This is a genomic window from Streptomyces sp. NPDC015346, from assembly GCF_043078785.1.
Classification (GTDB): domain Bacteria; phylum Actinomycetota; class Actinomycetes; order Streptomycetales; family Streptomycetaceae; genus Streptomyces.
The window spans coordinates 46436-72533 of sequence record NZ_JBIBTW010000014.1 but is presented as its reverse complement, the minus strand read 5'-3'; the positions used below and the strand labels follow the sequence as shown (position 1 = coordinate 72533).

Annotated in this window: 40 protein-coding genes; 2 read left to right on the top strand and 38 right to left on the bottom strand. The window is 69.4% G+C overall.

Annotated features, from left to right (window positions below; all coding sequences use genetic code 11):
• Positions 1 to 39: 39 nt before the first annotated feature.
• From ACF06X_RS33640 to ACF06X_RS33455, 38 genes are all read right to left on the bottom strand, one after another.
• A complete protein-coding gene (locus ACF06X_RS33640) occupies positions 40 to 375 on the bottom strand; it encodes a hypothetical protein (RefSeq protein ID WP_392291123.1) in 336 nt (111 codons plus the stop codon).
• Complete coding sequence (locus tag ACF06X_RS33635) at positions 372 to 728, bottom strand: hypothetical protein (RefSeq protein ID WP_392291122.1); 357 nt, start codon at positions 726 to 728, stop codon at positions 372 to 374. The genes ACF06X_RS33640 and ACF06X_RS33635 overlap by 4 nt, the downstream gene beginning before the upstream one ends.
• Positions 729 to 770: 42 nt before the next feature.
• Entirely contained in the window at positions 771 to 1304 is a 534-nt protein-coding gene (locus ACF06X_RS33630) for a hypothetical protein (protein ID WP_392291121.1), read from the bottom strand.
• Positions 1305 to 1318: 14 nt separating this feature from the next.
• A complete protein-coding gene (locus ACF06X_RS33625; RefSeq protein WP_392291120.1) occupies positions 1319 to 1585 on the bottom strand; it encodes a hypothetical protein in 267 nt (88 codons plus the stop codon).
• 11 nt (positions 1586 to 1596) lie between these two features.
• A complete protein-coding gene (locus tag ACF06X_RS33620) occupies positions 1597 to 2190 on the bottom strand; it encodes a hypothetical protein (protein ID WP_392291119.1) in 594 nt (197 codons plus the stop codon).
• A gap of 22 nt (positions 2191 to 2212) precedes the next feature.
• The gene (locus ACF06X_RS33615; protein ID WP_392291118.1) at positions 2213 to 3085 is read right to left on the bottom strand and encodes a methyltransferase; all 873 of its coding nucleotides are present in this window, start codon (positions 3083 to 3085) and stop codon (positions 2213 to 2215) included.
• A gap of 222 nt (positions 3086 to 3307) precedes the next feature.
• On the bottom strand, positions 3308 to 3490 hold the full coding sequence (locus ACF06X_RS33610) for a hypothetical protein (RefSeq protein ID WP_392291117.1): 183 nt from the start codon (positions 3488 to 3490) through the stop codon (positions 3308 to 3310).
• A gap of 167 nt (positions 3491 to 3657) precedes the next feature.
• Positions 3658 to 4176, bottom strand: a complete 519-nt coding sequence (locus ACF06X_RS33605; RefSeq protein ID WP_392291116.1) for a single-stranded DNA-binding protein — start codon at positions 4174 to 4176, stop codon at positions 3658 to 3660.
• Positions 4173 to 4595: an HNH endonuclease signature motif containing protein gene (locus ACF06X_RS33600; protein ID WP_392291165.1), complete on the bottom strand. Its 423-nt coding sequence runs from the start codon at positions 4593 to 4595 to the stop codon at positions 4173 to 4175. Before ACF06X_RS33600 ends, ACF06X_RS33605 begins: the two co-directional genes overlap by 4 nt.
• A gap of 336 nt (positions 4596 to 4931) precedes the next feature.
• A complete protein-coding gene (locus tag ACF06X_RS33595) occupies positions 4932 to 5714 on the bottom strand; it encodes a hypothetical protein (RefSeq protein ID WP_392291115.1) in 783 nt (260 codons plus the stop codon).
• Positions 5711 to 6169: a WhiB family transcriptional regulator gene (locus tag ACF06X_RS33590; RefSeq protein ID WP_392291114.1), complete on the bottom strand. Its 459-nt coding sequence runs from the start codon at positions 6167 to 6169 to the stop codon at positions 5711 to 5713. Before ACF06X_RS33590 ends, ACF06X_RS33595 begins: the two co-directional genes overlap by 4 nt.
• Positions 6166 to 6681, bottom strand: a complete 516-nt coding sequence (locus ACF06X_RS33585) for a RusA family crossover junction endodeoxyribonuclease (protein ID WP_392291113.1) — start codon at positions 6679 to 6681, stop codon at positions 6166 to 6168. The genes ACF06X_RS33590 and ACF06X_RS33585 overlap by 4 nt, the downstream gene beginning before the upstream one ends.
• Before the next feature lie 115 nt (positions 6682 to 6796).
• A complete protein-coding gene (locus ACF06X_RS33580) occupies positions 6797 to 6964 on the bottom strand; it encodes a hypothetical protein (protein WP_392291112.1) in 168 nt (55 codons plus the stop codon).
• Entirely contained in the window at positions 6957 to 7262 is a 306-nt protein-coding gene (locus ACF06X_RS33575) for a hypothetical protein (RefSeq protein WP_392291111.1), read from the bottom strand. Before ACF06X_RS33575 ends, ACF06X_RS33580 begins: the two co-directional genes overlap by 8 nt.
• Complete coding sequence (locus tag ACF06X_RS33570; RefSeq protein ID WP_392291110.1) at positions 7255 to 7824, bottom strand: hypothetical protein; 570 nt, start codon at positions 7822 to 7824, stop codon at positions 7255 to 7257. The genes ACF06X_RS33575 and ACF06X_RS33570 overlap by 8 nt, the downstream gene beginning before the upstream one ends.
• Positions 7817 to 8338 (bottom strand): hypothetical protein, encoded by a 522-nt coding sequence (locus ACF06X_RS33565; protein WP_392291109.1) that lies wholly within the window; start codon positions 8336 to 8338, stop codon positions 7817 to 7819. The genes ACF06X_RS33570 and ACF06X_RS33565 overlap by 8 nt, the downstream gene beginning before the upstream one ends.
• The gene (locus tag ACF06X_RS33560) at positions 8335 to 8463 is read right to left on the bottom strand and encodes a hypothetical protein (RefSeq protein ID WP_392291108.1); all 129 of its coding nucleotides are present in this window, start codon (positions 8461 to 8463) and stop codon (positions 8335 to 8337) included. Before ACF06X_RS33560 ends, ACF06X_RS33565 begins: the two co-directional genes overlap by 4 nt.
• Positions 8460 to 8690, bottom strand: coding sequence for a hypothetical protein (locus ACF06X_RS33555; RefSeq protein ID WP_392291107.1), 231 nt, complete (start codon positions 8688 to 8690; stop codon positions 8460 to 8462). The genes ACF06X_RS33560 and ACF06X_RS33555 overlap by 4 nt, the downstream gene beginning before the upstream one ends.
• Entirely contained in the window at positions 8687 to 9322 is a 636-nt protein-coding gene (locus tag ACF06X_RS33550; protein WP_392291106.1) for a hypothetical protein, read from the bottom strand. The genes ACF06X_RS33555 and ACF06X_RS33550 overlap by 4 nt, the downstream gene beginning before the upstream one ends.
• Positions 9319 to 9585, bottom strand: coding sequence for a hypothetical protein (locus ACF06X_RS33545; RefSeq protein WP_392291105.1), 267 nt, complete (start codon positions 9583 to 9585; stop codon positions 9319 to 9321). The genes ACF06X_RS33550 and ACF06X_RS33545 overlap by 4 nt, the downstream gene beginning before the upstream one ends.
• Positions 9586 to 9645: 60 nt before the next feature.
• Positions 9646 to 10116 (bottom strand): hypothetical protein, encoded by a 471-nt coding sequence (locus tag ACF06X_RS33540; RefSeq protein WP_392291104.1) that lies wholly within the window; start codon positions 10114 to 10116, stop codon positions 9646 to 9648.
• A gap of 106 nt (positions 10117 to 10222) precedes the next feature.
• On the bottom strand, positions 10223 to 10564 hold the full coding sequence (locus ACF06X_RS33535; RefSeq protein ID WP_392291103.1) for a hypothetical protein: 342 nt from the start codon (positions 10562 to 10564) through the stop codon (positions 10223 to 10225).
• Between the two features lie 172 nt (positions 10565 to 10736).
• Complete coding sequence (locus ACF06X_RS33530) at positions 10737 to 10964, bottom strand: hypothetical protein (protein ID WP_392291102.1); 228 nt, start codon at positions 10962 to 10964, stop codon at positions 10737 to 10739.
• Positions 10965 to 11097: 133 nt separating this feature from the next.
• Positions 11098 to 11637 carry a hypothetical protein gene (locus tag ACF06X_RS33525; protein ID WP_392291101.1) on the bottom strand — a complete coding sequence of 180 codons (540 nt, stop codon included), beginning with the start codon at positions 11635 to 11637 and terminating at the stop codon, positions 11098 to 11100.
• A gap of 213 nt (positions 11638 to 11850) precedes the next feature.
• On the bottom strand, positions 11851 to 12204 hold the full coding sequence (locus ACF06X_RS33520; protein WP_392291100.1) for a hypothetical protein: 354 nt from the start codon (positions 12202 to 12204) through the stop codon (positions 11851 to 11853).
• Between the two features lie 440 nt (positions 12205 to 12644).
• Complete coding sequence (locus tag ACF06X_RS33515) at positions 12645 to 13877, bottom strand: ParB/RepB/Spo0J family partition protein (protein ID WP_392291099.1); 1233 nt, start codon at positions 13875 to 13877, stop codon at positions 12645 to 12647.
• Positions 13874 to 15127: a ParA family protein gene (locus tag ACF06X_RS33510; RefSeq protein WP_392291098.1), complete on the bottom strand. Its 1254-nt coding sequence runs from the start codon at positions 15125 to 15127 to the stop codon at positions 13874 to 13876. Before ACF06X_RS33510 ends, ACF06X_RS33515 begins: the two co-directional genes overlap by 4 nt.
• A gap of 261 nt (positions 15128 to 15388) precedes the next feature.
• Positions 15389 to 15604 carry a hypothetical protein gene (locus ACF06X_RS33505; protein ID WP_392291097.1) on the bottom strand — a complete coding sequence of 72 codons (216 nt, stop codon included), beginning with the start codon at positions 15602 to 15604 and terminating at the stop codon, positions 15389 to 15391.
• Between the two features lie 119 nt (positions 15605 to 15723).
• Positions 15724 to 16536, bottom strand: coding sequence for a DciA family protein (locus ACF06X_RS33500; RefSeq protein WP_392291096.1), 813 nt, complete (start codon positions 16534 to 16536; stop codon positions 15724 to 15726).
• Positions 16529 to 17881, bottom strand: coding sequence for a transcriptional regulator (locus tag ACF06X_RS33495; RefSeq protein ID WP_392291095.1), 1353 nt, complete (start codon positions 17879 to 17881; stop codon positions 16529 to 16531). Before ACF06X_RS33495 ends, ACF06X_RS33500 begins: the two co-directional genes overlap by 8 nt.
• Before the next feature lie 313 nt (positions 17882 to 18194).
• Positions 18195 to 18524 carry a hypothetical protein gene (locus ACF06X_RS33490; protein ID WP_392291094.1) on the bottom strand — a complete coding sequence of 110 codons (330 nt, stop codon included), beginning with the start codon at positions 18522 to 18524 and terminating at the stop codon, positions 18195 to 18197.
• Positions 18525 to 18945: 421 nt separating this feature from the next.
• Positions 18946 to 19341: a hypothetical protein gene (locus ACF06X_RS33485; protein ID WP_392291093.1), complete on the bottom strand. Its 396-nt coding sequence runs from the start codon at positions 19339 to 19341 to the stop codon at positions 18946 to 18948.
• A gap of 20 nt (positions 19342 to 19361) precedes the next feature.
• Positions 19362 to 19745, bottom strand: a complete 384-nt coding sequence (locus ACF06X_RS33480; RefSeq protein ID WP_392291092.1) for a hypothetical protein — start codon at positions 19743 to 19745, stop codon at positions 19362 to 19364.
• Positions 19742 to 20578, bottom strand: a complete 837-nt coding sequence (locus ACF06X_RS33475) for a WhiB family transcriptional regulator (RefSeq protein WP_392291091.1) — start codon at positions 20576 to 20578, stop codon at positions 19742 to 19744. The genes ACF06X_RS33480 and ACF06X_RS33475 overlap by 4 nt, the downstream gene beginning before the upstream one ends.
• On the bottom strand, positions 20575 to 20847 hold the full coding sequence (locus ACF06X_RS33470; RefSeq protein WP_392291090.1) for a hypothetical protein: 273 nt from the start codon (positions 20845 to 20847) through the stop codon (positions 20575 to 20577). The genes ACF06X_RS33475 and ACF06X_RS33470 overlap by 4 nt, the downstream gene beginning before the upstream one ends.
• Before the next feature lie 56 nt (positions 20848 to 20903).
• On the bottom strand, positions 20904 to 22607 hold the full coding sequence (locus tag ACF06X_RS33465; protein ID WP_392291089.1) for a DNA cytosine methyltransferase: 1704 nt from the start codon (positions 22605 to 22607) through the stop codon (positions 20904 to 20906).
• Positions 22607 to 23866, bottom strand: coding sequence for a hypothetical protein (locus ACF06X_RS33460; protein ID WP_392291088.1), 1260 nt, complete (start codon positions 23864 to 23866; stop codon positions 22607 to 22609). Before ACF06X_RS33460 ends, ACF06X_RS33465 begins: the two co-directional genes overlap by 1 nt.
• Positions 23867 to 23945: 79 nt before the next feature.
• Entirely contained in the window at positions 23946 to 24419 is a 474-nt protein-coding gene (locus ACF06X_RS33455; protein WP_392291087.1) for a hypothetical protein, read from the bottom strand.
• Positions 24420 to 24652: 233 nt separating this feature from the next.
• On the opposite strand from ACF06X_RS33455, the gene ACF06X_RS33450 reads away from it, so the two are divergent.
• Together ACF06X_RS33450 and ACF06X_RS33445 are read left to right on the top strand one after the other, a co-directional pair.
• Positions 24653 to 24991, top strand: coding sequence for a hypothetical protein (locus ACF06X_RS33450; protein WP_392291086.1), 339 nt, complete (start codon positions 24653 to 24655; stop codon positions 24989 to 24991).
• Positions 24992 to 25662: 671 nt separating this feature from the next.
• A complete protein-coding gene (locus ACF06X_RS33445) occupies positions 25663 to 26085 on the top strand; it encodes a hypothetical protein (protein WP_392291085.1) in 423 nt (140 codons plus the stop codon).
• Positions 26086 to 26098 lie beyond the last annotated feature (13 nt).

The window sequence follows — 26098 nt, the reverse complement described above, 5'->3', positions numbered from 1 at the left end:
TGCTCCTTCGTGGGTTCGGGTGGGGCGGGCCGGCAGGGGCTACGAGGCGAGGTCGAGCGCGGCCTGCACCGGCTGCTCTGCCTCGGGCTCGGGTTCAGGAGTTTCGAGCGGGGTCGGGTCCCACTCGATGTGCGCGTCGGCCCAGTTCCGGACGCGCATCTCGTCGAACGAGAGGGCAGACACCCACTCCTGGTCGGCAGCGGTCATGGTGAGACGGCCGTCGGGGTGGAGGGTGCAGTCCTGGGTGCGGCCGTCGTGGTGGACACGGAACGGGCGGGCGCTGTCGGGCAGCTGTATGGGCTCGTGCACTACGGGGGCCTCGGCAGCGGCCTGGACGGTCGGCTTGCAGTGGCGGCAGAAGCAGCGCTTGTTCATGCCGCACGTCCAAGCAGGGCAGTAACCGTCTGCTCGCTGACGTACAGGCCGGCGGCGATAGCGGAGACGGGCATGTCGGCGGCGGCCATGGTGTGGACCATTTCCGTCCAGTCGGTCATGCGCTGGCGGGTAGCTGCGACGGCGATGTGGTCGGGGACGGTGGGTGTGCGCCGTGCCGTTGTCGGGGTCGATGCCGGGGCGGGGGGCAGGACTTTCTCGGGGCAGGGTGTGGGGCAGGTGGCGCAGAGCGCGGCGGCCCGGTGGACGGCCTGGGTGCGGGTGTCGGCGGGTGCGTCGTCGAAGAGGACGAGGTCGTAGAGGGTGGCTTGTCCGGTGCAGGGCAGTGCGGGCATGACTCCTCCTGTGCGTGTGGTGGTGGAACCGGATCAGCGCGGTCAGGCGGGCAGGTAGTGGATCTGGATGGCCATGTCCGCGCCCTCGACGTCGAACGTCATCAGCCACGGGCACTCGGCGTCCTCGGGCTGCCACTCGAAGACCACCCACCTGAGCTCCACCCCGTCCGGATCGTGAAAGCCGGAGTCGGGGTCCATGCCCTGGTCCTGGAAGTACGCGAGGAGCGCGGCCCGTGCGGCAGCCGGGTCGGCGGTGAGAAGCACGATGTCCTCGTCCTCGAACTGGCACACCGGGATGCCGGCGTACGTGGCCCCATCGAAGTCGCTGACGGTGGGGTGGAAGCGGCCCATGGGCAGCTCGGGGACAGGGGTGACGTCGTCGAGGTAACGGAGGCCCTCGTAGTCGGCGCGGCAGGCGACGGTGGACCTGAGGCCGTCGAGGCGTACCCGGAGGCTGGCGGGGTCGTCGGTGATGGTGGTGATGATGCCGGGAAGGTAGGTGTCCTGGTCGCGGTAGTAGGCGAGCTCGACGCGACGCCCTACGACGGCCGCGGGAGGCAGGGTGATGGCGGGCATGTTGGTCTCCTGGGTCAGGCGGCGGGCACGGGGTGGCCGTTGAGGGTGACGTTCGGGGCGACGCGGCGGGCGATGGCTAGGGCGGCGGCCTGGTCGGAGTGCGGGGACGCGTTGTCGATCGGCACGCGTTGGCCGTCCTGGTCGTAGGCGCCGTCGGCGTCCCATACGGCCCAGCCGTGGTCGGTGGAGGCGACGATCACGGACCAGTAGTGGCGGTCCGGGTGGGTGGCGGGCAGGACGGACACCTCGTAGCGGGTGATTGTGGTGGTGGGCTCAGGCATGGCGGGCTCCTTCATGCGGCGGGGGCGGGCGTGGGGCGGCCGCACGTGCAGGACACCGTGCGGTCAGTGATCGTCAGCTGGCGCCAACGGTGGAACGGGCACGGCTCCACCAGGGCCGCGCCGGGCGGGTGCTGAATGAGGCCGAAGCGCGGGTTGTACGGGCCGCCCATCGCCCGGACCGGGTGAGTGTCGCCGCACACGAGACACCGGGCTGTAGTCCCGCCCGGAAGCGGGGCGAGGAACGCGCGGCGAGACCCGGGGCAGTTCTTCGGCGGTCGGAGTTCCCGCGGCCCGAACCCCAGACGCCGGCCGCCGGGCTGCTGCTCCTCCTGGCCGGCGCCGATCGCCCGGCCCTCGCACGTCGCGCACACCAGCTCCCCAGCCGGTATCTCGTCGGCGGTGAGAGCGCGGGCACGGTCGCTGGAGCCAATGTTGTAGCCGCACCAGGCGGTGTAGCAGTCCCGGTCGCCGTGGCGGGATCCGGAGCGGGGCCGGTGCCAGCGGGACATTCCTTGGGTGCGGAGGAACCGGGGGCCTGTGGTGAGCGCCTTGACGTCGAGGGAGACGGCGCTGCCGGTGGTGGGCGGGAGCAGGGCGACAGGCATCAGGGGCTCCTACCGGGGTACCTCAGGCGGGGAAGGCGAGCTGCTCATCAGGCAGCGGGACGTCGACGATGGGGCGCCTCTGGCGAGGCCGCGGCAGGTGGAGTTCCGCGACGCGCGGTGTTGCGTCCGGTGCTTCGTTCAGGGCCGGCTTCTCGTCGAAGTCGCAAACCGTGACTTCCACCTTGGGAGACACGCCGCGCCATTCCTGCCGGTACATCGACGTGTCGAACCCGGCGCCCGGGCCAAGGCGGATACCGGTCTCCTTCTCGAACCGTGCGCATTCCCGGTCGCGCTCCTCTCGGTAGTACGGCTCGCCGCTATACCGGAACGGGGCGCTGCGCTGGGGGATGATGAAGGCGCCGAAGTCGGCGAGCATGGCTGCGATGGCGATGACGTGGTACTCGAACCGTCCGCCGGTGTAGGTGGGCGCGTTCCCGGATCGGGGGATGGCACCGAACGGCGGGTTGCTGATCGCGGTGTCGAACCGGCCCAGGCCGAGCGTGGGAACGGTGAGGACGTCGGCGCAGATCCAGGTCGCTTCGGGGAGGATCTTCCGGCCGACCGCAACGTAGGCGGGGTTCTTCTCGACGCAAACGATCTCGCGCGGGGGCTGGTTGTTCCAGCGTCGGCCCCAGTAGTCCCGGCAGGTGTAGGCGAGGCGGCCGATGCCAGCGCAGAGGTCGATGATGCGGTCACCGTGAACCTCGATGGACAGGTCGCGGGCGAGCGGCTCGGGGGTGAAGAACGCGCCGTCGAGGTTGTGGCTGGCGGTGGCGGCTTCCTGCCAGTTGTCGAGGACGAACTCCTTCTCGTTCTCGGTGAGGTCACGGTCCAGGGCGACGAGTGCGGCCGCCCTTTCGTGGGCTTTGGCTGCTTCCTTACTCAGGCGGGCCATGCGAGGCGTCCTTCGAGTCTGGGTCTGATGGGACCGGACGCCCCGGGAAGGGGGGTTCGGGGCGTCCGGCCGGGGCGGGCGGCACTCGTCGGGTAGCGGGCGGCACGGAAGGGGGGTTCGTGCGGGCCGCGTGTCCGGGTGCCTGCCCCGGGGTGCCCTCCCCGAGGGGGACGGGGAGGGCGGGTGGCTCCCCTGGGGGGTGGGGAGCCGGTCTGGGGGCCGTCAGAGGGCGGAGGCGATGTCCTCGGCGAGCCGCTCAATGGTGAGGGCCTCGGGGGCGTGGCCGTCGTGGGTCTTGGGGGTGTTGAGGGTCTCGACGGCGCCGAGGAGGCGGTCGTAGAGGTCCTCGTCCGTCGCGAGGAGCTTGACGATGTCGGCGACGGTGTCGGCGGTGATGGTGGCCATGTGGTTTTCCCCTTCCGTTCCCTCCGGCGGTTTGCCGGGTGGGTAGTTGTCGGCTCTGCCAGACTACCTGTATTGCAGTGCACGCGCAATGCAATACATCGGATTGGTCACCCCCCCCCACGACAAAGGGCCCGCCCCCACCGGGAACGGGCCCCACCACCACACCGTCAAAACGGCGGCTCGTCCTGCCCTCCCCCGCCCCAAGGCGACCCGCCACCAGCCCCGTGAGCGCCCGGAGTCGACGCCGACCACGGATCCTCCACCGAAGCCGCGCCCTGCTCCCTCCGCGCCGCCTGGTACGCGTCCTGCCCCCGTCCGGCGCCCGCCGTCTTCGTCACCCGCGCGGTCGCAGACTTCAGACTGGGGCCGAGTTCTTCGACGTCAAGCTCATAGACGGTGCGCTTCACACCCTCACGGTTCTCGTACGACCGCTGCTTCAGCCGGCCCTGCACAATCACCCTCATCCCTTTCTGCAGGGACTCCGCAACGTTCTCCGCAGCCTGCCGCCACACCGAGCACGACAGGAACAGGCCCTCGCCGTCCTTCCACTCGTTCGTCTGCTTGTCGAACACCCTCGGGGTCGACGCGATACGGAACTTCGCCACCGGCGTTCCGTTGGGGAGGAATCGCAACTCAACCTCGTCCACGAGGTTTCCGCACACGGTGATCACGGTCTCGCCGCTCATGCTGCTTCCTTCTTTCGCTTGCTTCGTTCTCGCCGATGAGGCTGCCGGTCTCTGTCCCTTGCACACTGCCGACAGATCCGGCTGCTGCGTGCGGGGTGGATGTAGGTGTTGTCTGCGCTGTACGGGTGACCAGCCGGGCAATGCGTCTTGAGCCGGTTCCACGTTGAGATGCCGAAGCCTCTTCGTGTGTTCTCGGCCGGCGTGACGACCTCAAGGTGATCCGGATTCACACAAGCCCGGTTTCGGCACACGTGGTCGATGACGAGCCCCTCGGGTATCGGGTCCCGCAGCAGTTCCCACGCGTATCTGTGTGCAAGGACAATCTGCCCCTGAGCGGGGTGGAAGGCGCCGTAACCGCGCCCGTTCTTTCCGGCTGTCCACTGCCAGCAGACGCCCGTGATCTTTCCCTGAGCTGGCATCGGACCATTCCTGTCCACCTTGGCCCAGAAGCGATCCTGAGGTGGCGTCACAGTGCGCGTCACCTCAGGGTCTCCCCACCGGCGCCAGCGCTTGTAGTGCTTCCGGCAGTAACCGTTGCTCTGGTGCTCAGCCTTGCAGTCGGAGACGGAGCATCCGCGGTAGCGCGGCGGCAAGAGCGCAGTGGGATCACCATGGCGACGCCAGCGGCTGTAGTGCATGCCGCACAGGCCTCGCGCTGTTACGCGTGTGTCGCATTGCGGCACGGTGCAGGTCTTGGGTCCCCGCTTTGAATGCAACGGGTAGGACTCGATGCTGTCCACGTCAGGCCTCCTCGCTCAGCTCGCCTGGGCGTAGCCAGCCTTGCCGCGGGCCCACACGGTCCGCGTCTGCTCCCCCGGCTTGTTCTCCTTCTTCGTCCTCAGCGGCCCGCCGACATGTCCGTACGCCTGGCCGAGCAGTACCCGTGTGATCGTGTTCCGGGCCACGCCGTACCGCATGGCGAGCTCCATGTCCGTCACCCCGCCCGCCGCGTACTCCTGCCGGATCCGCAGGACCTTCGCGTCGTCCAGCGTCCGCGGGGCGTCCGGCCGGATCATCTCCGGGAACACCTGCCCACGCTGCTCGTACGCCCGCCTGGTCCGACTGATGAACGTGGACGTCGACCCCTTCGTCAGCCCATGCATGGCATCAATCTCGAGGTAGGTCATGCCGCGTGCCACACACCGGACGACGGCCTCCAGCCGTTCCTGAGGTGTGACCTCGATACGGACGCCGAGTACGTACTTCCGAATCGCGGCCTCGTCGACGTAGTCGTCCTCGAGCTCAGGGTCCGGCGCCAGGTCCCTCAGCGGAGTCTTCTCGCCCCACGTGGGGACGACGGTCTCGCCGTGCTCGTTGAAGTCCAGCCACCCCAGTGCCGCCCCCATCGGCTGGTCCGGGTCGACCAGGCCGGCCAGGACGACGAGCAGCGCATCCTTCTGGGTGGCGTCCAGGCGGGCGAGGGCCTGGTGCACGTCCCGGGGTCCGCCGTCGCCGTGGACGAGGGTCACCAGGTGCGCCGCGATCGGCAACAGTGCCTCGGCCATGTCTCCGCGCTCCTTCGCGCTCAGCGTCGTCATGCCCGCACCTCCTGCCGGGCCAAGAGCGCCCGGGCCACGTTGTTCACGGTCTGCGTGTTCGTCCTCAACGCCTTCGCGATCTCCCACGTCGACAGACCGGCGTCCACGGCCTTCAAGTAGTCGTCGAGCTGCTCCCGGATGATCTGGTCGACAGCCGGCACGTCCCGGTTCTGGCTCGCCCGCATCGAGCGGCGCAGGAGACGACGGCGCTCCTTCTCGTCGAGGCCTCCCCACACGCCCTCGGTCTGGCGTGTGTCCAGGGCCTGTCGCAGGCATTGCTGACGGACCAGGCACACGTTGCGGCAGACCGCTTTCGCTGCTTCTTCCTGCGCGACCCGCACGGCGCCACGGCCGTCCGGGAAGAACAGGTCGGGGTCGACGGTCCGGCAGGCTGCAAAGTCCTCCCAGCGGTCTGAAACGGCGGCTGTTATGGGGCGGCGGGTGAGGGTGGTCATGCGGTCTCTCCGAGGGTGTAGAGGCGGATCACGGCGCCGGGCTCGGGTAGCGCGTCGGGGTGTTCGCCGGGGTAGACCTTGCGGTTGTGGTTCTCGATGACGGAACCGTCGTCCTTCCACGCGTTGGCTTTGGTGATGGCGTCGTAGGTGGAGCGTTCGAGCTTGTCGATGTCGGGGGTGACGGCGGGGTAGGTGCGGCGGCGCTTGGGGGCTCTGACGGGCTTGGGGAGGGTGAAGGTGATGTGCGCGTACACGGGGCCCGTGATGGGGCGGGCTTCGCCGCTCGCGATGGCCTGCTCGATGGCGGCCTGGACCTTCTCGCGCCAGGGCTTGACCTTGGTGGACGACTCCCGCATGAGGGGGATGGCTCGGCCGGTCTTCCGGCTCCGGCCCCATCCGACGGGGGTCTTGCTGCCTTGGGGGCCGGCGAGGCCGTAGACAACGACGGCGATGGACGGTTCGTCGTGCCAGAGGTACGGCCCGGTGTGGATGTTGATGGCGGGGGCGGTCACTGTGTGAGCTCCTCTACGGGGGTGGGGCCGTTGAGTCGGGTGCGGCTGGCTTGCTTCTTGGCGTAAGCGCGGCGGTGGAAGCGGACCTTGCCGAGGCACGACACCTGGTATTCGTTCACCGCTGAGAAGCCGGGGCTGGCAGGCCGATCGCGAGGGCGAGGGCTGCGCGTGCGGTGTCGTCGTAGTCGGGGTTGTTGATCCAGGTGGCGACTTCGGCGAGGAGGTGGCGCAGGCGCTGAACTTCGTCTTCGGAGGTTCGGAGTGCGCTGGTGAGGTCAGCCATGACGGCGCTCGGCAACGAGTGCGTGGAGTTCTGCGATCCGCTGGGCTTCGGTGAGAGCGGTGTCCCGGTCCCACCGGTAGACCTCGGACAGGCAGAGGGCGACGCGGTGTTCCCAGCGGGTGCCGGTCCAGGTCTCTCCGTCGCGGATGATGGCCCAGCCTCCGCCGTGGCCGTCGACGCGCTTCTCGACGGTGATGTCGGTAGTGCGGTCGTAGGAGGTGACCTGGCAGGGGATGCGGAAGACGGCGACGAGGTCGAGCTCCGCGACGAGCTGGGCGATGTAGTCGTGGTCAGTCACGGCTGTCCCCCTGTGCCCGGACTCGGATGCGGCGGACTGCCGCGCGCATGCCGTCGTCGTCCTCGTCGTGCTGGCCATGAAGCTCGGCCTCGATGGCCTCGCATTCGTTCAGTACGGCAGCCAGGCGGGCCTCGGCGCGCTGCCGGAACTCGTGGGGGGTGGGGCGGGTGCGGCGCTGGATGGTGACGGTGTACGAGTCCATGGGGTTGGAGCCGTCGCGCAGGTCCATGGATACCGACGGGGCAGTCATCTCAGTCTCGACGTAGTTCTCGGCGCCGTAGCCGTCGAGGACGCCGCGCATGGCGGCGACGTAGACCTTGAGGATCTCGGTGGCTTCCTCGAGTTCGAGGGTGACGATGCCGTCCTTGATGGTCAGGGACCGCATCATCGTGCCGTCGACGAGGATTTCGGCGGCCAAGTCCCCGAGGGCGTCCAGCGCATGGTCGGCGAGCACCGCGGGTGATGCGGTCTCGGCGCCGGGGGCGTTGGCGATGGCGGTCTCGATGGCCGTACGGGCCTGCTGGCGTCGCTGTGCGCGCTGGAGTTCGGTGAGTTCAGCCATGGGGGTGCTCCTTCGCGTGCTCGTCGCGTAGCGCTGTGACGTTGGGGGGTTGGGTGTCGGCGGCCGCGAGGACGTCGGCGAGGGTCCGTACGGCGGGAGTGGTGGGCGGGGCCGGTACGGGTGTGCCGTGCGTGTGACTGCAGTCGCTGGCGGCGAGGCGTGCGAGGTGGAGGGTGGCCGTGTCGGTGACGGTGGCCTGGTGGTGGGCGCCGTTGGGGCACGGGGTCCAGGCGGTGAAGGTGGTGGTGTGTCCGCCGGTGTGGACGAGGAGGGTGTCGTCGGCGAGGCGGGCGTAGGCGGTGGGGCCTGTGGCGTGCCAGGCGAGGACCGGTATGGGGAGGCGGGCCGTGGCGGAGGCGAGAGCTGCGCGGGCTTCGGCGAGCTGGGCGGCGTTCGGGGGGCCGACGATCCGGCGTATGGGGAGGGGGTGGCGGAGGTCGACGAGGGTGGGTCGGGGCGCGGGCGTGGTGGCCGGCTTGGGGGTGCGGCGGCGGGTGCGGGTCTTGGTGCTCATGACGGTTCTCCGTCCGGAGGGTCCTGAGGGGGTGTGTTGCGGGTGCCGAGGCCGTGCTGGGAGAGCACGACCATGGCGGCGGCGATGAGGCCGCAGATTGCGGCGATGGCGGAGGTCCAGGTCACGGGGTGTCGGTGCCTGCGTTCGTGTCCTCGGCGGTCGGAAGGTCGGTCCAGGGGCCGTACCACTGGGAGTCGTCGTCCCAGGTACGCACCACCCGCTGCTTGGCGTAGACGCGGTCCCAGGGGTGGGCGCGGCGCGCGGCGCGGACGGCGGCGATGGCCTTCTCGGCGCTGTCGGCCCCGTCGACTCCCCAGCCGCCGACGACCTGGTACTCCACGTCTTCGGTCATGTCGTGGCCTGTCGGGGCGAGCAACTCCAGTTCGGCCACGCGGGTCCGCAGCCGGTCGACCTCCGACGGACCACAAACGCGGCACGGCGAGGTGGTCCCACCCTTGGCAACGAACCGTGCGGCATCAGCCCCGTAACAGCGCGTGCAACTAGGCGACGGGCCACGTAGGTCTCGGCCTCCAGCTCGGCCACCCGGGCACGCAGCCGGTCGAGCTCCGCGAGGAGTATGCCCTCGTCGGTGTCGGGCTCCTCGGCCCACGCCCGCTGAGTCGTGCAGCGCTGGCACATCTCCTGGCCCGGGTACTGGGAAGGGCCCCAGACGTGCAGCGGGCGTTCGTCCTCAGTCTCAAAACGGGTGGCCTCGCAGTGCGTGCGCCGCTTGCGGATCAGCACGAGGCGGTCGTCGTCGAGCGCAGCTACACCGGTCACCCGGGCCCGTAGCTGTTCGACCTCGTCGGCGAGGTGCGGGAGTAGCCAGCGCCCGACCTTCGCCCGAGCCTCGGGGTCAAGGAACAGGGCGACGGGTCGGCCGTCTTCGGCGACGGCACCGACGATGAAGACCTGCTCCTCTTCCGGGGCGGGCTCCATGCCGACGTCGAAGCGCGACACGATGAGCGGATCCGTGGTGGTCATCGCTGCGCCGCCTTGGTGTCGGTGTGGGCGAGCTCGGTCTCGGCGGCGGCGACGGTCTCGCGCTCCATGCGGAGCTCGGTGATGCGGTCGCAGTAGCCGAGGGCGCGCAGGAGGTGGGCGTGGTCGACGTACTGGGCGCCGATGGCGATGAGTTCGTCGAGGGTGCGGGTGTGGGAGTCGTCGTAGGCGTCGGCGCGGCCGGCGGCGTACTCGGGGTCGTGGCGGTAGCCGCCGACGGGGGTGGTGAGGGTCAGCTCGCTCATGACGGGGTCCGTTCTGGGTGGGGCGGGGCCTGGTCAGGGCCCCGCCCGGGGAATGGGTGGTCAGGCGGCGCGGCGCGGGCTGGGGATGTGCACGGCCTGCGGGATGTCCGTCGTGCGCTGCGCGGGAACGGTGCTGGCGCGGTCGGCGGCGAGGGCGGCGCGTTCGAGGACGCCGATGACGTCGGCGGTGTTGGGGCGGCGGCCGAGGAACGGGTCGGTGTCGGCGAGCCATCCGGCGAGGTGCTCGATGACGTCATCGCCGTTTCCGGAGTCCGGGGCCTCGGTCGGCAGGATCCGGGAGATCCAGCGGAGGGCGGCCATGACGGGCTCGTTGGTGGTGACGAGCAGGACCGCGTGGTCGGCGTTGCCGAGGAAGGCGTTGGGGGTCTTGCCGGTGACGGCGCGGTACACGGCGCCGGTGATGTCGAGGCGGCCCTGCTGGTCGGCGAAGTTGGTGTGGTCCGGGTCGGTGAGCCCGAAGTAGTTCATGAGCTGCTGGGCGGTGCGGAGGATGAGTCCGGTCTCGGACATGGGGGTCTCCCGGTGCGTGCGGGGTGGGGTCTCTGGGGTGTTGGTCCGGCCCGGCCGCGAGGGAGCGGGTGCCTCGACCTGGCGGCCGGGCCGGTGTTCGGGGTGCCTAGTCCTCGATGGGTGCGGGGTGCTGGTCGGTGCAGTCCTGGCACTGGAGGAGGGGCAGGTTGTACTCGCTGGTCTCGACGACGGTGAGGCCGGGGGCGGCGGTGTCGAAGATGCGGCTGCAGTAGCACTTCGGGCAGGCGCACTTGGCGATGTCGTGGCCCTTGGGGAGGGTCAGGCCCGCGAGGTGGGTGGCCATCTCCATGAGGGTGCGGTACTCGGTTGCGTCGACGGTGTTGTCGGCCTGTGCGAGGAGGTGGTCGAGGAGTGCCTGGGTGTGGGTGCCGAGCTGGTTGTAGTCGGCGGTCTGGTTCTGCGGTCGGGCAGGGCTGTACACGCTCATGGCGTCGCTCCTGGGCTGGTAACTCCTCACCGGCCCTTTGTGGGCTGGTGCGTTGTCGGCTCTGCCAGACTACCCATATTGCAGTGCACGTGCAATGCATTAACTCGGTTAGGTATGAAGAAGCCCCGCTCCCGGAGGTCCGGGGCGGGGCTTCGGTGGGGCAGCGGGACGGTCAGCCGGCTTGGCGTGCGACCCACTTGGCGTGTTCTACGAGGAGGTCGGAGAAGGGGTAGTAGTCCTTCTTCCCGATCCGGGTGGCGCGCAGGGACTGCTCCTGGACCCACCGGCGCATGGTGGATTCGGAGACTGGGTGGTCCGTCTCTGCAAAGAGTCTGCTGGCCTCTTTGAAGGAGACGACTTCACCCTCGACCTCGTGCGGTACGGCGTTCATGACGGCCACGACGGGCTCCCGATGATCGACGACCGGAGTTCGCAGCTCCAACGGTCGATACGCGGGCTCCGGACCTTAGAGGTCCGGTTGTGGGCATGGTGCGATGAAGTTGTGGTTGAAAGGTAGACCTACGAGGGGCGGATCAGGTTGCCCTGCGCGCAGACTTTTCTTTCCGGTTCACGTGCTCCTGTGCCAGGTGCGAGAGCGTCCAGGTGCTACTGCCCCCGCTGGCGTCCTTGCAGTACCGGTTGACGCACAGCGCCCGCTGCAAAGCCTGGTTCCAGAAGAGACCCCAGGTGCCGCAGCCGGGGCAGGGGTGGCGCCGGATGACCTTCCGTTCGCCGAGCATCAGGGCGTGCTCAAGGCCGTGGCGGTAGATGACCGCTTCGCGGTGCTGCTGCTTCTCGGGCTCGAGGTGCGCCGTGTTCTCGCGCCACCAGCCGTAGAGGCCTTCGACGGATGCCGGCCTCGGTCCGGCGTCCGGGGCGGCCGCGCGGGTGAGAGCGACGACTTCGGCGACGCTGCCCTGGACGTGGTCGACGGTGTCGATGTCGAGGGGGGCGGCCGGCTCCGTGGGCCGGGTGGAGCGGGAGGCCGCCGGCCCGCGGCGCCGAGGGGTGATGAACTCGAGCTGGAGCAGGCGCAGACGCTCTGCCGGCGTGGTGTCGTCCTGAGTGGCCATGTGTCCCCGTCCGCCGTGCGGCCCCGGGCGTTGCGGGACGGACTGAGCCGGGGCGCACGCCGGTGCCGGAATGTGTCACTCCGAGTGAATCCGGACGCCCCATCGTGGCATATGTGCGGCGGGAGTTGAACGCGCTGTTCTTGTTGATCTACCGAGGGCAACAGATGGTGCCAGGGGTTCTCCCGATTCGCTCCGCAATGTCGGTTGGCATATTCAGACGTTCTGAGGAGACTGCCGCAGCCCGTCGAGCATCTCGACGAGGACGGTGTGCGCCGTCTCCTCGACGATATGGGTGGCGAGCGCGCCGTCGAGTACCTGGCGGACCGCTTCGAGGGTGATGTCGAAGGCGACCGCGGTCGGCTCGTCGGTCAGTGTCCGGCCACGGCTGAGGAAGTAGGCCTGGACAGTCTCGGCGATCTGCGCCTCGATCCCGTCCGGTGCCGGGCCCGCGACAGGAGCGGCGGGAGGTTCACCGCGGCGCGCGCGCCGGTGAGCGAGATGGTGGATGACGGCGCCGCCGTGGTCGGGCGCCGGCGTCGTGGGCGCAGGTTCAGCAGATGAGGGCATGGGGCGTCTCCGCTCCTGTGGCAGCGGGGAAGGGTCACCCGGCGCCTGCTCCCCTTTTCGCCGGCACCGGATCCGGGCTGGGCTGCCGTCCAACCCCGGGGAGGCCACTGTGGCAGGAAAACCGACCCGGATGGGAGTCCCGGTCTCTTTTTAACGCCGCGGCATCCCTGCATTTTGCGCTTTTCGGCCATTTCACCGGGGGGTGTCGGCCAGAAAAGTACGAACCCCCGCACGAGAGGGGACGGAGTTGCCGACAACGACCCTGCCCGGGCGGGGGCCCAGAGACCTCACGGACGCGTGCCCGTCAGATGACGGTGATTGTAGTGAGGAACCTCGCCAGCCGGGTAGCGCATCCCCAGCCATCGTCCGGCGCCGACCGGACACACGAAAACGGCCCCGCTCCCCCACCTCAACGGTGAAGGAACGGGGCCGCTGTCCGGTCAGACGTTCTCGCTGAGGGCGTCGGCCGCATCACGAAGCAGGGCGGCCGCCGCGGGCAGATCCTCGGGAGGAACGGCCCGGGCCAACTCCTGCGCCATCCGCTCCCCGCTTCCGATGTTCTGCAGGTAGCGGAACAGGAGCCGGGAACGCTGGACGCCCAGCATCTTCTGGAAGGCCAGGTCCATCACGGCTTCACCGTCATCCCACGGCACTACGACGGCGGACGGCCGCACAGCGGGCTCGGCTGCGGGCTCGGGCTGCCGCTCGCCCTGGGCTTCTGGCGCCTCCGACTCAACGCTCACCTCCGTTTCGGAACGCCCTGTCTCGGCTCCGGCGTCCGCCTGGGCACCGCTGCCGCGAGGCTCGGGCACAGGATTCCTCGTCAGGAGGGCATGGCCGAAGTCTTCCGGCGTGGCCCAGTTGGTGCCGCCGTCGGGCCCCTTCACGACCTCGGCCGGCTTCGTCCGCTCCTTCTTGCGAGCCGCCGCTTCCTCCCGCTGACGCTTACGGGCTGCTGCCGCTTCCTCCCGCTCCTTCTTCAGCTGGGCGAGGTGCGCTTCCTGTTCCTCCTGCTTCTTGCTGCCGACCTTGCGCATGAGGTCGGCGGACTCCTGACCGTTCTTCAGGCGCTTCTGCAGGTCCGGTGTCAGCTTCAGCAGGGCCAGCCGTGACGACACCCAGGGCTGAGACCTGTGGAGCCGGGCCGCCAGCGCCTCTTGGGTTCCGTGGATCTTCAGGAGCTTCTCGAGCGCGCGGGCCTCGTCGAGGTGGTCCAGGTCCTTGCGGTGGATGTTGGCGACGAGGGCCGACTCCAGTATTTCGTCGGGGTTGCCGCCCAGTTCGTCGTCGACCATCACCTTGATCGTTGTGAGGCCGACTTCACGCGCGGCGGCGAGGCGGGAGTTCCCGTCAATGACGACGTACTTCGTGTCGGGTTCGAGGTCCTGCTCCCGGCCGGGGTTGCCTTCGAGGTAGGCGAACCGGCTCATGACGCTGATCGCTGTCTTTTGCCCGTGGTCGAGAAGGCTGTTGCCGAGATCGGTCAGATCCCCCAGCTCCTTGCGGGGGTTGTCGGGGTTCAGGCTGATGAGGGTGACGGGCAGTTCCGTGGGCGGCGGGGCGCCTTCGGTGGGCGCGGCGGTCGCTGCTTCGATCGCAGCGCGCCGGGAACTGACGGGTTGGGCCTGCTGGAACGACGCTCCCTTGCCGAGCTTGGCGGCGCGGCTGCTCATGAGATCTCCCGGGCGAGTGCGCGCATCCCGACCGCCTGGTTACAGCGCGGGGCGTACACCAGGAGCGGCTCCTTCACGCGGACGGCTTCCTTCTGCTCCTTCAGGTCGCCGATCACGCCGACCACACGCGGATCCTTTATGTCCATCCAGGCCTCGAGCGAGGAGGTGGCGATGTATCCGCGGCGGGCGTCGTAGTGGTTGACGACGATGCCGAGGTAGTCGAGGTCCAGGTGCATGTCGCTCCGCAGGTCCTCGATCTGTGAGGTGAGAAGGCCGTAGGCGTCAGCGGAGCTGTCCTCGGCCTGGACGACGACGAGGACGCCCGAGTTCCCGGGCTCTTCGTCGGTGCGGCGTCGCCCGAAGTAGGCGGCCGCGTCCATGGAGAGTCCGAGACTCGGCGGGCAGTCGACGACGATCGCGTCGTAGTACGGCTCGACAGACATCAGGGCTCGCTCGAGTGCCGCCTCGCGGGCGCGGACGCCTGAGAGCTTGACGTCCAAGAGGAAGGCGTCAGTGCAGGCGGGCAGCAAGTGCAGCCGGCCTCCGAAGCGGTCGCCGGCGATCGGGACGATCAAGTCCTGGAGTTCGCCCTTCGGTTCGCCCGCCATGTGCTTGGTGAGGCTGTCGCCTTCGATGGGGAGCGGCTCGTGCCCGAGCTGCTTGGTCATGTGCGCCTGCGGGTCGAAGTCGACCAGGAGCACGTTGAGGCCGAGGCCGGGCAGGTCCTCGTAGTCGAGGGGGGAGTCGCCCGCTTCCTCTTCAGTCTCGTTGCTGCTGAGGGCGGCGGCGAAGTGCTTCGAGATCCGTACCGGATGAAGCTGGTCCGGATCCTCGGCGAGGGCTTCCCCTACGCCGGAGGCGATGGCGGTCTTGCCGACACCGCCCTTCTGGTTACAGACGATGATGCGACGGGGGTGCTTGGGACGCACCACAGCCGGGGCCGGATTCTTCTCCAGCCACACCTGTACGGACTGCGAGAGGCCTTGAACGATGGACACCCCCCTGGCCGCGCAGTCGTTGCGGAAGTCCTCCCACTGGCCGGGGGGCAGGAACGTGGAGAACGACCTGGCGCCCGACGTGTCGATGGGGGTCAGGTTGGATCCCAGCCCGCGCCAAGCCGTGATGCCGGCCTCGACGGCGTGCTGGATGTCAATGCCGTGTTGCGCTGTCCGGATCTTCAGATCCTTCTGCAGCCCGGCCGGAAGCTTGGAGACGACCTTGTCGCGGTCGCCGGTGGTGGGCGATGTCATGCGCGACACCTTACTAACGTTCATGATCGACGTGAGTATCGGCACGCTACTTCTCGGCCGCAGAGACGGGGTGAGAGGCCCTCAGAGCTCACCGGGGGAGTATTACGCCGTAATAATTGGCGCCAGGTCGGCCACTCCCATGGACCCGAGAGGGCCCACCGATCATTACGGCGTGATGATCGACATCGGTGTGCCCGCACTGCGGCCGACTCCTCGAACCGTCGACGCGGCGGTATTACGCCGTAATACCCGAGCTCTGCATCAGCATCTTCCGGCGTCGCTTCGGTGCTGACGCGCGATCCGGTCGAGCATCTCCCGTTCGACGGCAGCCTGGTAGGCGGCTCGAGCTTCGCTCTCCTCAAGGTGGTCGTGCGCGAGGTACCAGTCGATCGTGACGCCCCAACAGGTCGAGGTCATGTAGTGGACGTCGGCGTGGAGGAGGCAGACGGTGGGCGCGCCGGCGATGAGGGTCGTCACAAGAGTCTCCGTTCGGTCGGGGCTTTCACGCTCCCGCAGATTCCGGCCGACGTTCCCCCGGTGGCCACCGGCGCCGCTCCCCTCGCCGGGCAGTATTACGGCCTAATACTCGGGACGGTTCAGGCAGTCTTGAAGACCTGCTGCGGCTCGCTCGTCCCGGTGGTCTGCCCGGTGCGGGCGTAACGGCGTGCGGCTCGTACGGTCGCGTCGTACTCGTCGACGGGCTGGTCCCGGGTGAGCCACTCGAGCTGGGCGAGGTACTCGGCGTGCTCTTCGGGCGGCAGCCGGTGGGCGGCGAGCGCTGCGTCCTGACGGGCGCGCGCTGCCGCGATCCGCTCGGCGAGCAACGGGTCGGCCGGCGCGGCGTGGTGGTGTTCCTGGTGGGCGGCGAGCGCGCGGCGGTACCCGTCGGAAGCGGTCTCCCGCGTGCGGACCGGTCCCGCAGGTCCGGCGCCGCCGTCGACCTGGTCGGAGGACGCCGTCGGGCCGCCTGGGGCGGCGTCGAGGGATCCGACCGGGAGAACTCCGAGGGAGCGCACGACGGTGCTGCCGAGCTTGTCGTTGATCTGTCGGCAGAGCTGCCCGCCGAGGAGGCGGAGCTGGGCGGCGTAGGCGTCCGATCCGGGACGGACATCGAGGCGCCCTCGGTCCGGGTGGAAGGCGACGGCCTGGACGCGGCCGGCGTACTGGGGGCACAGCTCGGCGAAGCGGCCGACGAGGTCACCTCCTTGGACTGAGCCGGTCCAGCCCTGTTCGGCGCCGAGACGCGCGAGGACGGCGGCGAAGGCTTGGGGGTCGCGGCCGTCGGTGCCGCGCCGCTTGATGCGGCGGGCGGGCTGGGCCGGTCCGGTGTGGGCGCGGCGGCCGGTCTTGTAGGCGGCCAGGGCCTGCCGGGCGAGGTCGGCTCCGGCGGCCCGTGGGGTGTCAGACATGGGCGAGCCTCTTCTCGGTGCGCAGCGCGCGGTCGACGAGGGCGTTGGTGTAGAGGCGGCGGGCGTCGCGCTCGCTCATGCCGCTGGACAGCGCCGCGAAGATGAGCCCGGGGTCGGCCTCCGCAGCCGCCCGCATGTCGATGACGACGTCGCGGGGCAGATCCTCAAGGGCGATCTCCGCCTCGGCGTCGACCAGGACGGACCGGCTGTCGTCCACGAAGACGGCGGCGACCGCTTCGACCGCGGCCGTGAACTGGCGCTGCACGGCCCGCGAGGACGGGCCGGTCTGCTCGATGTGCCACTCGGTGTGCCGCTGGGCGGTCGCGGCCTGCGAGTCCCGCCATGCTTCGACGGCGGTGTCCCGCTTGGCCTTGGTGTCCCAGAGCAGGTGCGCGCCCTTGAGGCGGTGGGCAAGCAGGGCGGAGGGGCGCCGTACGTTCGGGTCGGCAGCCAGCGCCAGGAACGCGCGGACCTGGTCCACGGTCCAGCCGGCGTCGGCGACGTGCCGGATGACCCAGGCGATCCGCGGGGACGCGGCGTTGGCGAGCCACGGCACGGTCGCGATGAGCTCGCGGGCGAGCTGGTGGCGGCGGCCGACCTTGTTGAGCTTCCGAGTCTTCGGCTTCTGATGCTTGGGGGTGGGGGACGACTTCTTCCCGCTTGCGAGCTTGCTCTCAGAGGGAAGCGGGAGATCACCGGTAGAAGAGACAGTTGAGGTACCACCCTGCATTGGGGTGCAATCCAACCCCGCGTTCTTCGGCGTCCTCGAGCGCTTCCGGCGCACCTTGCGGGCGGCCTTTTTCGCCAGCTTCCCGATCAGCTTCCGGCCCTGCTCCGCGATCCCGACCGGCACCCGCGTATACGCCGGGGCGGTCTCGTCGCGCTGCACAGTCCGGATCCCGAGCGCCTGGTCGAACTCGACGGGGATGACCCGCTCGTAGACGGACGCCTGCCGGATCCGGCCGGAGAGGCGGGTGCCCTTGCTGAGGTACACCAGCAGGCCGGCCTCCCGGAGCATGTCCAGGTGGTACTGAACGGTGCGCTCCGACATGCCGAGCTTCCGCGCCAGGTAGCTAACACCGGGACGGCACTCGGTGAGCGCGGACATCTCCTGCGCGATGAGGACGGTCGTCGGGCCCCACTTCGGTCCGTGGTTGCGGGACGGCTCGTACAGGCCGGACCCGCCGACCCAGTGCACGGCCTGCATCCAGGAGTACGGGTCCGGGGCGATCCGACCAGTCGTCGTGTCGATCCACTGGCGCGGCGAGGGGACGCGGAGAGCGGCCAGTTCTGGGACCTGAGTGCCGGTCCGCTGGCACGGGATGTCACCCGAGGGAGCGGACATAGGCCGCGAAACGCCCGTGCGGGCGCGCGGAAGCTGACAAGAGGGTGCTGCGTGCTGCACTATGTACCTGCTTTCGCTGCACGGTGGAGGCACGAAAAGGCCCCGGCTCCGGCTGGTGGTCAACTGCTGGGGAGCAGTACTTGCTCGAGACGCCAGGCCCGGTCGCCAAACCGGTTCTGAAGTTCGGGCCTTAGCTCGGATCGCCAAATCCGAGCCGTAGGAAGTGGCCGCGCACGGTGCGCCAACACCAGCGGCCGGCGGTAGAGGATGAGCCCCCGCCAAGGGGCCCACGGACCTCCCGCTTAGGAAGTCGCTACGTCACTTGATCTCCATCAGTCGGTGGGGTCTGCGCCGGGTCAGGCGCAGAAGTCTGAGTCAGTCCTTGGATGGTCATGAGCGCTTGGTCGCTGGTCAGCTGTCCGGCCAGACGCTGATCGATAGCGCGCCGTACTAGGTCCAGCAGCTCACGCGGCCCTGGTGCCATCAGGTCGACCGCGAACTCGTGCGTGGGATTGCTCAGCACCTCGAGCACGTCAGCGACGCGGATCATGTCGTCGTCGGATCGGCCGGCCAGAAGCTCCCTGACCGCTCGCACCTGAGCAACGCGAAAGTCGGCCGAGAGCATCTCGGCCTCGCTGCTCATCGCGCGGTGTGGGTAGTGGTGAGAGGGCCCGTGCTCGACGGCGGTGGTGTGATGTTCACGCCGGAGTCTCGGGTCCCACTGTCTGAGCGCCCAGGTGGGCGGGTACGCTTCGCCATGTCGTCGCCTTTGTCGTTGAAGGTTGGCGGCCTGCCGCAGGAGTCGTTTGGGACTGCCTTCGGCACCGGCCTCGCGTCGATCCTGGTTACCAGCCAGGGGAGCGAGGCCGTTCTGCTGTGTTGCTCACGCTGTGGACCTGAGTGGTCGTCTGGCGCAAGGCGCAGCCTATCGGTTGAGCTCGTCACTCGGCCAGTCTCCTTCCATACGTGTCGGATCAGTGCACTTGTCATCAGATAGCCAGGTCATCGGACAGGCGTACGGGTTCGGGGTCGTGTCCTATAAAAGTTCGCGTTAAATAAGTCGATCACGCAGCCTGGTGTGCCCTCGCAGAAGAAGGACTGGGCAGCGAAAAGGAAGTGGGGGACTGGCGGTTGAGGTCGAGGATGTCGGCTTCCGGTTCGGGTTCGGTGGGTTCCTGGGCTCGGCGGCCGGCTCGGGCGGTGGTGGCTGCGCGGCGGCATGTGGTGCAGCGGCAGCCGTGGTTGTTGTAGCGGGCTTCGTTGTGAGGGGCGTCCTCGACGCGGCGCTTCTTTCCCAGGGCCTTGGCGTCGGCGAGGGCGGCCGCGAACGTGGGGTCGGTGCGGACGTACCGGGAGGGCAGGTCTGCGCGGAGGCCGACTGATCGAGCGGCCTCTCCGAGGTACATGCCGTTGGCGACGGCGTCGAGGAACCGGGCCTGGACGGCTTCGGTGAACTGCACGGGCCGTCCGCGGCCGGCCTTCACGCGTGGCCCCGGGGGGTGTTGTTGTCGGCGGGGTGGGGGTCGAGGGTGCGGGCGGAGCGGGCGGCGAGGTGGCCCATGGCTTCGTATCCGGCGTCGTCGAGGGCGGTCTGCAGGCGCCGGAGGGCGTCTGGGGTCCAGCGGGGCCGGTCGACGAGGCGGCCGAGACGGAACCCGACGGGGAGGGCGGTGTTCCACACGCGTTCGACGACCTGCGGGTCGAGGTCGGGGAAGAGGAGTGCGGGGAGTTTTTCGGGCTGGCCGGCGACGTCGAGCATGGCGTGGGCGAGGAGTCCGGCGAGGTGTTCGCCGCTGGCGGCGCAGCGTTCGGCGAGGGCCTGGTCGTACCCGTGGGTGGAGGCGGCGGGGGTGGGGGTGGTCATGCTGCGGCCTCCAGGGAGCGCGGGGCGGGCAGGGGGAGCGTGAGGGCGACGGGGCGCGGCCGGACCAGGCGGAGTACCTGCCGGGGGTGGCGGGTTCGTACGGGCCGGGTGTGATCGGCCGGCTTGTAGCGGGGCAGGCCGGGGATGGTGAGCTGGATCGGCGGGCGGGGCTTGGGCCGGTCGGTCCGGGGTGCGGCCGGTACCGGGTGCGGCCCGTCGGGGACGATGCGGGTGTCGGCGGGGAGGATCCCGAGTGCGAGGGCGGTGTCGAGGAGTTCCCGGCGCGAGGTGCGGTCCTTGTCGAGGCCGAGGAGGGTGACGAGGGCGGAGCGTTGCCAGTTCGCGGTGCGCACGTCCATCCCGGCGGCGGCCGCCACGGTCTCGGGGTCGGTGTGGGCGGCGAGCGCCGCCAGGACGGCGCGCTTCTGCGCGGAGCGGGCCCGGGCCAGGTTCTCCAGGGGCACGTCGAGGCCGGCCGTGATGGGGTCGGTGAGCTGGTGGCGGCGGGTGATCCGCGCGCGGTGACGCTCCAGCGCGGTCTGCCCGCCCCAGATCCCTTCCGGCTCGGCCAGAGCGCCGCTGGGCAGTTCGGTGTTGGCGTACGTACGGCAGGCGGCCGCGACCGGGCAGCGGTGGCAGACGGCGATGGCTGCCTGCTCCCGGGCCCGGCGTTCGCGCTGCTCTTCGCTGTCGGGGCCGTGGGACCAGGCGTCGACGGCGAGGCCGGGGTCGCCGGCGGACATTGCGGGCTGGTCGGGGTCGGGGGCGCAGCCGCGGTAGCGGTAGTGGCGGTGGTCGGTGAGGTCCATGTATGCGCGCTGTGCGGTGGTCACGGCGTGCCCCCTTCCTGCTGGCTGGTGATGGCGTGGTGGTGGGTGTCGACGATCCGGGCGGCCTCGTGAAGGACGGCGTCGGCGTCGGCGTGGAAGGCGAGCTCGGCGCGCAGCTTGGCGATGTCGCGCTGCTGGGCGGCGTCGGTGAGCCGCTGCGCCGTGCGATGTCGGGCAGCGCAGCGGCGGTGGTGGATCGACTCCCACACGCAGTAGGCGAGGCCGCCGACGACGACTAGGGCGAGGGTGAGGTAGAGCGGACGGTGGGCCACGGCGGGGCCTCCAGAGTGGTGGGTGTGAGGGTGGGCCCCGCCGTGGTGTGCGGGTGTCAGGCGGCTGCGGCGAACTCGGAGCGGTGGAGGACAGCGCGGAGTCGGCTTCCGATCCATGCGCCGACCTGCGGGGATACGGCGTTGCCGAAGCCGTCGACCTGGTTGCGGGCAGAGCCCCAGACCTTGAAGGACCCCTGGTAGTCGGCGAAGTCGACGTCGAAGCCGCAGCCCCTGCCGACCTCGTAGGCGCGCATCATCCGGAAGTAGCACTCCTCGAGCGGCAACTCTGCGAGGGCGGCCCGCCAGTGAGTCGCAAGCAGCCCGGCGGTGTCGTTGGCGGTGAGGGTGCCGAGCGGGTCGGTCACCGGGTGCGGGGCAGTCTCGGTTCCCGTGGAACCGTTCTGCTTGAACCACCCGGCAGCGGTGAGCATCCCGGGGATCTGGTCGGAGGTGAACGTCGGCATCGGCTCGGTGTGCACGGTCGGCACCGTGTTCTTCCGGAAGGGGATGATGCCGGACGAGACCACGGCGAGTGTCTCGGAGCCGACCTGGGTCGGCAGCGGGGTGGTGGCACCGCGCGGGCCGCCCTGGTAGTTGTCGACGGCCAGGGCCAGGGCCGGAGTCCACAGCTGCTGGACAACCGGCCCCGTCGACAGGATCGACGTCTCCTGCTGGCTGGTCTGCGTCGACATCGGCTGCCACGGGTGCCTCTCCGAGCCGTGTACCGCCTTTGCGGGCATGAGGACCGCCGGGAAGTCGGCGAACCGCTGACGGCACCGTTCCGCGCGGGCCATCGTCGCAGCGGCGAGCGGCCCGGTCGTGCCGTCCTTGAACGTGCGGACCGGCTTGTCACCGATGCGGGTGCCGAGGTCGGTCAGGTCGAGCGCCGCCACCGACGGCGTCATCGGCGGTACGACGGGCCGGCGGCAGCTCGGGCAGCGGTACTCGTACTGCTTGCCGTAGCGGACCGACCCCGTGGGCGGGATGCCCGTGCGCCAGGTCCACACCGCTTCGACGTCCTTGTCGCAGTGGTGGCAGCGCGACACCGGGCGATGCTCAAGGTCGGGGGCGGGCAGCGACCGGTCCCAGAACGCGATGTACAGGCGGTCACGGGATTGAGGCACGCCGAAGAACTGCGAGTTCAGGTACAGGACCTTGTGGTCGTAGTTGAGCAGGTCGAACTGCTTGAGCCACCACCTGTAGGTGGAGCCGTCGCCGACTTTCGCCCGGCCCTGCACCGCGGGTCCCCACGAGGTCAGCTCGGTGGTGCACTCGACGAGGACGATCCGCGGGTGGTGCTGGGCCGCGTAGTGCAGGACGCAGTTCGCGGTCGCGCGGTCCCGCTCCGACCGTGTCACCCGTTCTTCGTAGTCGGGGTCGTCGAGCTCGAAAAGGGCCATGCCCTGCTCGTACGCCTTGACTGTGTTGGCCTGGGAGTGGTTCACGCAGCTGACGCCGGCTGCCAGGAAATCGGCCGGAGGAAGGTCGCGGGCGGAGTGGTAGTCAGCCGCCTCGGGGTCGACCAGGTCGGCGATCCAGTGCTCGGCATCGGGGTGGTTCGCCTCGTGGATCTCGACCTTGTAGGGGCTGTGGTTCGCAGCCATGATCGTGGTGACCCCGGCCATGGCCAGGCCCTTCGTCAGCCCCCCGAAACCGGAGAACATGTCGACGGCCCTCACCTCGTCGTGCCGGAACCGGCGCCGCCGGACAGCCGGCCGGTGCGTGGCGGTGCGGGGCAACTTCTTCGACGGACGAGCCATCAGGCGGCGCTCCTTTCGTTGTTGCGGTCCTCGGCGGCCTGCTCCAGCTCGGCGATCCGGACGGTGACCAGCGTTCGCATGGGCATCCACGTGCCATGCGGGCCCTGTACCTGTTCGTCGAAGACGTTGTGGTGTTCGGCGTCGCCCTTGATCTGCTGCAAGGCGGTGATGCTGTTCCAGCAGTTCCCGTCAGCCACCTGAGCCATGAGGCGCCTCACGTGGCCAGCGCGGTCCTGGGTGGGGGCGGTGGACGGTGCGGCGGCCCCACCGGTTGTGCTCTCGGGTGCACTCGATGCCCCGCCCCGGAGGCTGCTGAGACGCTCGGTAAGAAGGTGCTCGATGGAGACGATCACTCCGTCCGGGCCCGGTACCTGCCGGTCGAGGATGCCCAGCTCGCTGGCCTCGGCCTGCCGCTTGACGAGGGCCTGGTGGCTGTCCCATTCCTTGCGGATGTCCGCCACGAACCGCTTAACGGCGGCCTTCTGCTCGGCCTCCCGCTCCAGGTGCGTCAGACGCTCGCTCACCAGCTCGCCGAAGAGGCGCATTCCCCCGGTCAGGCCGTCCGGGACCTGGGCTTCGGTGAGCTCCTCCTGCTCGAGCTGCTGCAGAAGCGCCTTCAGCCCGCCTGCGTGGCCCCACCGCTTCTGCATCAGCACGACCAACTCGTCGAGGCGTTCCTCGGGAGAAGGCTCGATGCTGAGTGCTTCCTTCTCGGCGTGGGCCTCGTCCATGTCGGTCTTGGACCACAAGGCGAGCGCAGCACCGAACCGCATGCCCGCGTTACGCAAGGCGTCACCGATGGCTTCCTTGACCGCGTTCGGCCCCCTCTTCTTCTGGGCGTCGCCATAGCCGATGCGGGTGTGCCCGCAGACGGTCAGGCGGATCCACAGGCCGCCGTTCTCGTCGAACTTCGGCAGGCCGTTGTCGTCGAACGCCATGGGCTCCCACGTCCACAGCGGATCAGCGTCCAAGAGCCGGCCGGTGAGCTCGGCGTGTCCGACGTAGTCAAGGTGGATGTGGGCGGTGGTCAGGGTGCTCTGGCATACGTCGCACCGCTCGCGCCGGTGCCCATTGGTTTCGCACACCTTGTACTGAGCGTCGCTGCACTTAGAGCAGGAGATCTTCGGGAGCTTGGAGATCTGGTGGGGACCGAAAGGCTCACGCAAGGTGGCGAGCGCGGTGAGGGCGTCCTGGTTCAGGGTGTGCTGGGTCGGACCCTCCGCCGTGGTGGTGGCGGGGGCCTCGGTGGCCGGGGCCATGAGGTCTCCTATGCGGTTGTTGCTGTGGGAGCGGAAGGGGTCCGGTTGTCGGCGTCCAGACCCGCTGCCGCGGCTGTGCCTATGCGGTGGGGACGGAGATGCCGTACTTCTGCATCAGCCATGCCGTAGCCACCTGGGAGGCCTTGGCGGTGTAGCCGAGTTCGTCGGCGCGTTCCGCGCCGGCCTTGTCGGCTGAGGCGCGGAGTTCCGAGCTGACGCGGACGGTGAGGTTCACGGACTCGGCAGCGGTGCCGCGGCGAGCACGTGGGAGCCGCTCTGGCGTGAAGCGGCCGGCGATGAACTCGGCCAGACCTTCCCTGACGTCGTCGGACAGGACGTTGCCCGCGGCTTCCGCCTGTGTCTGGATGGCCGTGCGCAGTGCGAGTGGCATGCGGATGGGCCAGGTGGCGCCGCCGGTTTCGCTGAGCTGGCGCCATCCGCCGGGGGCGAGGACGGTGTCGACGTACTGGGCGAGGTCGTTGGAGCCGACTTCGCGGAGGCGGGCGGCGGCGGCGGTGAGGTGGGTGCGCAGGTCGGTGTCCTTCTGGGGCACGGTCCGGGGTCCTCTCGGAGGGCGCCTGCCGGACCGGCGGCTGCTGGTCGGCGGGCGTGTGGGGGCGTTGGCCATGCCAGTCTCCCTTCTATTGCATTGCGGGCGCAACACAACATGGGTCGGGGTGTTCGGGGCGGTGTGTGACCCGGTGGGGCAACCGTATCCCATATTGCATTGCGCGCGCAATGCAATATGGGTAAGGTGGAGCCACACCACCACGACGGGGGACACCGATGAACGCCCGCAGCCGCCAGGCCCGCCATACCATCCGCGCTCGGATGCGCACCCAGCGCGCCGCCTCCCGCATCAACCGGCGCGGCAACGGATCCCTCACCACCCACTGCATCGCCGCTGGCCTCTCCCCTAAGGAAGCCCGCAGTGTCGCGAGCAGCCTCCGCCGCAACGCGGCCAAGGTCGGCGTGACTGGCCAGGTGGGCATCGCCTACACCAAGGGCCGGGCCCGCACCTGCAGCCGCTACACGCCCGCCCAGGTCGCCCGGATTGCCGTCGTCTACCGGCCGCGCCGTCCCGACTACAAGCGCGCCGCTGCACGCCTCGCACTCGCCGCCTGACTCACCTCTCGGAGAAGTTCGTGACTCAACCTCGACAGCGCATCTGGGAGGTGCGGTCGGCCACTGTTGAAGCGGAGTTCCGGGCGCGCCTGACCGAACTTGGCATAACGCTCCTCGCGCCCGAGTACCTCGGCTACAACGCACCGCACCCGGCTATCTGTGCTGCGGGACACGATTGCACGCCCCGTCCAAACAATCTCCGGCGAGGACGCGGACCATGCCGAACCTGTTCGGGCCGCGACTCAGGGGCGGCCGAAGCCGCCTTCCGCCAGCGGGTTGCCGAACTCGGCGGCACCGTGCTGGAACCGGCGTGGCTGGGTAACCGCGGGTACCACCGAATCCTCTGCCCGGCTGGTCACCCGACCAAGGCGCAGCCCAATCGAGTTCAGCAAGGTGGCGGTATCTGCTCGTTCTGCGCGGGGCGCAGCGTGGAGGGGGCAGAAGCCAAGTTCAAGGCATGTCTCGCGCAGCTGGGAGCGACTCTGCTGGAGGAACAGTGGCTCGGAAGCGCAGCACCTCATCGCATCCGTTGCGTCCAAGGGCACGCGGTGACCACCACTCCAAACCAGGTTCGGACCAGGAACAGCTGCTGCCGAATTTGTTCCCGACGGGACTCGGACACCGCTGCGGCAGAGTTTCAAGAGCGGTTGACCGCACTGGGAGCCACTCTCTTGGAGCCCACGTGGCTCGGGAACAGTCAGCCGCATCTTGTGCTGTGCGCCGCCGGCCACGAGTGCACGCCGCGCCCGGAAAGCGTGCAGCAGGGGCAGGGCCTGTGCCGTCGATGCGCGGGCAAGACTTGGGACGCCTTCTACGTGGTTGCCGACAGTGATGCGGAGCTGGTGAAGTTCGGTATCACTTCCGGCAGCGGCCGCCGTCGCCTCGCCCACCACAGGCGCGACGGATTCGACACTGTCCACCGGTTTCTATCGGGGCTGCCGGGTGATACAGCGCCGAGTCTGGAGAGGGACGTCCTTGCGACTCTCCGCCTGGCGGGCGAAGAACCCATTCGAGGGTACGAGTACTTCCCTGACCGTCTGACCGCGCTCGTACTGGACGTGGTGGACAACTACCCGATCTGTAGAGAGCACTGACCTTGCCAACGAC